Annotated in this window: 4 protein-coding genes; 2 read left to right on the forward strand and 2 right to left on the reverse strand. The window is 68.9% G+C overall.

Annotated elements, in window-relative coordinates; genetic code table 11:
• Nucleotides 1-77 precede the first annotated feature (77 nt).
• Both ACFQQI_RS12370 and ACFQQI_RS12375 read right to left on the reverse strand, forming a co-directional pair.
• Nucleotides 78-383, reverse strand: a complete 306-nt coding sequence (locus ACFQQI_RS12370) for a hypothetical protein (RefSeq protein WP_378563304.1) — start codon at nucleotides 381-383, stop codon at nucleotides 78-80.
• 11 nt (nucleotides 384-394) lie between these two features.
• Nucleotides 395-622: a hypothetical protein gene (locus tag ACFQQI_RS12375; protein WP_378563307.1), complete on the reverse strand. Its 228-nt coding sequence runs from the start codon at nucleotides 620-622 to the stop codon at nucleotides 395-397.
• A gap of 203 nt (nucleotides 623-825) precedes the next feature.
• Here ACFQQI_RS12375 and ACFQQI_RS12380 point away from each other — a divergent pair, with 203 nt between their 5' ends.
• Entirely contained in the window at nucleotides 826-1,641 is an 816-nt protein-coding gene (locus ACFQQI_RS12380; RefSeq protein WP_378563310.1) for a histone H1-like repetitive region-containing protein, read from the forward strand.
• Nucleotides 1,642-1,647: 6 nt separating this feature from the next.
• On the forward strand, nucleotides 1,648-2,547 hold a 900-nt coding region (locus tag ACFQQI_RS12385), incomplete at its 3' end, for an SRPBCC family protein (RefSeq protein WP_378563313.1).

Consider the following 2,547-nt stretch of genomic DNA (forward strand, 5'->3'; position numbering starts at 1 on the left):
CGACCAGGTGCCCTACAACCCCGACCTACACGGCCGGCTCAGCACCCTCACTCAGGAGGCTGCTTGACATAGGGCTCTCAGGTCAGGTGCAACTTGCGCCGTACCCGGGTGGTCCGGCTGGCCCGACCGGGGATGTGACGCGATGCCTTCCGGACCTTCTTGACGCCCTTGCCCGCGCGGTCCTGCGCCTCGGCGACGGGGTGCCGCACGGGCCGGGGTACGACGAGTCCGCCCGCCGCGCGGAAGAGCTTCCGCGCGAGGAAGACGAGGGGTATGCCGATCGGCAGCAGCACGACCGTCACGCACAGGACCGCGCCGAGCAGGCCGAGGACGCCGGCGAGCACCATCAGCAGGCTGGCCGCCGCCCAACGCAGGGCACGCATGACGTCACCCCTCAGGCCGGCTGGATGAGCGCCACCAGGCGCCGCATCATCGAGACACTGGGGAAGTTCTCGTCCTGGATCTTGTCCATCAGGACGGCGGCGTACGCCGCGACCTCGTCGGGCTCGAGGAGCTCCTCGATGAGGTCCATCATCATGCCGGACGGGTAGGGGTCCTCCGCGACCTTCGCCAGCAGCAGGTCGAGCAGGCTCGCCCGCGTGTCAGTGCCGTTCTCCGCCATCGTCTTCCTCCCTGGTTGCGCTCCGATCTCCCAGACCGCACGTACCCCGTCAGCGCTCGCGAATGCGCGGCAGTCTCGGGCGGCCAGAGGCGCCGTCACCGGATCGACCGCGTTTGCCGGTCCAGACCACGGGTACAGCGGCGCCAGGAGGGAGGCGGCCGCGACCTGCCACTCGGACGGGTGTGCATCGCGGTCCGGAACACATGTCTGCTAACACCAAGATCGCCGCCGGCGTCGCGGGTGGATACCTGCTCGGGCGGACCAAGAAGCTGCGCATGGCCATGATGCTCGGCAGCCTGCTCGCCGGGAAGCGGCTCGCGACCCACAAGGAAGAGCTGCTGTCCCAGGGCACCAAGCTGCTGCAGAGCAACCCGCAGATCAAGGAGCTCCAGGGCCAGCTGACCGGACGCCTGGCAGGCGTCGCGCGCGAGGCCGCCCTGGTCGCCGCCGCGTCCAGGATCGAGTCGGTGACGCGCTCGCTGCAGTCGCGCTCGGACCAGGACGACGAGGCCGAGGACGGCGAGGCGTACGACGACGAGGCGTACGACGAGGACGAGCCCGAGGACGAGGCCGAGGACGAGGAAGAGCCCGAGGCCGAGGACGAGCCAGAGGACGAGCCAGAGGCCGAGGACGAGCCAGAGGCCGAGGACGAGCCAGAGGCCGAGGAAGAACCCGAGGAGGAGCCGGAGGAGGAGCCGGAGGAGGAGCCGGCGCCCAAGCGTCGTGCTGCGCGCAGGCCCGCGAAGAAGGCTCCGGCCAAGAGGACCGCGGCGAAGAAGGCACCGGCCAAGAAGGCTCCGGCCAAGAAGTCGGCCGTGAAGAAGGCACCGGCCAAGAAGACCGCGGCGAAGAAGGCACCGGCCAAGAAGACCGCGGCGAAGAAGGCACCGGCCAAGAAGACCGCGGCGAAGAAGGCGCCGGCCAAGAAGACCGCGGCGAAGAAGGCACCGGCCAAGAAGGCCACGGCGAAGAAGGCGCCGGCGAAGAAGACGTCGTCGCGTTCTCGATCGGGGAGGTGATCGGGCATGGCGAGCAGCAAGAGCGGCGATCGACTGAAGTCGGCGTCCGGAGACCTGTTCAAGACCCTGGGCGACAAGGCAGTCAGCTCGCTGGGTGGTCGGATGGGAGACCTGACCGACCGGCTCGAGGACGTGGCGAGCGGCAACTCGACCCTGAAGACAGCGCTCGGCTCCGGCAAGGCCGCGGCCGAGGGCGACAGTCCGGTCAAGGGCGCACTGAAGGGCGCCGCATCCGCCGTGAAGGACAAGGTCCCCGGCCTCGGCGGAGGCTCCGGCGGCTCGGGCTCGAAGTCGCCCAAGGCCACGAAGGCCACGAACATCATCGAACAGGTCGACGTCGGCGTACCGGTACGGGTCGCGTACGACCAGTGGACCGAGTTCGGCGGCTTCCCGTCGTTCATGAAGAAGGTCGAGAAGGTCGACGCCAAGGACGACGAGAAGCTCGAGTGGAAGGCGCAGATCGTCTGGTCCCACCGCACGTGGGAGGCGACGATCCTGGAGCAGGTGCCGGACGAGCGCATCGTCTGGCGCTCGAAGGGCGAGAAGGGCCATGTCGACGGCACGGTCACCTTCCACGAGGTCGGCCCGAGCCTGACCCGCATCATCGTCGTGCTCGAGTACTACCCCCAGGGACTCTTCGAGCGGACCGGCAACATCTGGCGCGCCCAGGCCCGCCGTGCGAAGGCCGAACTCAAGCACTTCCAGCGCCACGTGATGACCCGCACCATCCTCGACCCCGACGAGATCGAGGGCTGGCGCGGCACGATCGAGGACGGCGAGGTCGTGCAGTCGCACGAGGAGGCCCTCGAGGAAGAGGAGTCCGAGTCGGAGGAGCAGGGCGAGGACTACGAGGACGAGTCCGAAGACGAGTCCGAGTCCGAGCCTGAGGACGAGCCTGAGGACGAG

The sequence above is a fragment of the Nocardioides sp. GCM10030259 genome (genome assembly GCF_042666375.1).
In the GTDB taxonomy this organism is placed as follows: Bacteria; Actinomycetota; Actinomycetes; order Propionibacteriales; family Nocardioidaceae; genus Nocardioides.

Excerpts from the sequence above, each read along its gene's own strand:
- ACFQQI_RS12370 (WP_378563304.1), bottom strand. The coding sequence starts at position 383 with ATGCGTGCCCTGCGTTGGGCGGCGGCCAGCCTGCTGATGGTGCTCGCC.
- ACFQQI_RS12375 (WP_378563307.1), bottom strand. The coding sequence starts at position 622 with ATGGCGGAGAACGGCACTGACACGCGGGCGAGCCTGCTCGACCTGCTG.
- ACFQQI_RS12380 (WP_378563310.1), top strand. The coding sequence starts at position 826 with ATGTCTGCTAACACCAAGATCGCCGCCGGCGTCGCGGGTGGATACCTG.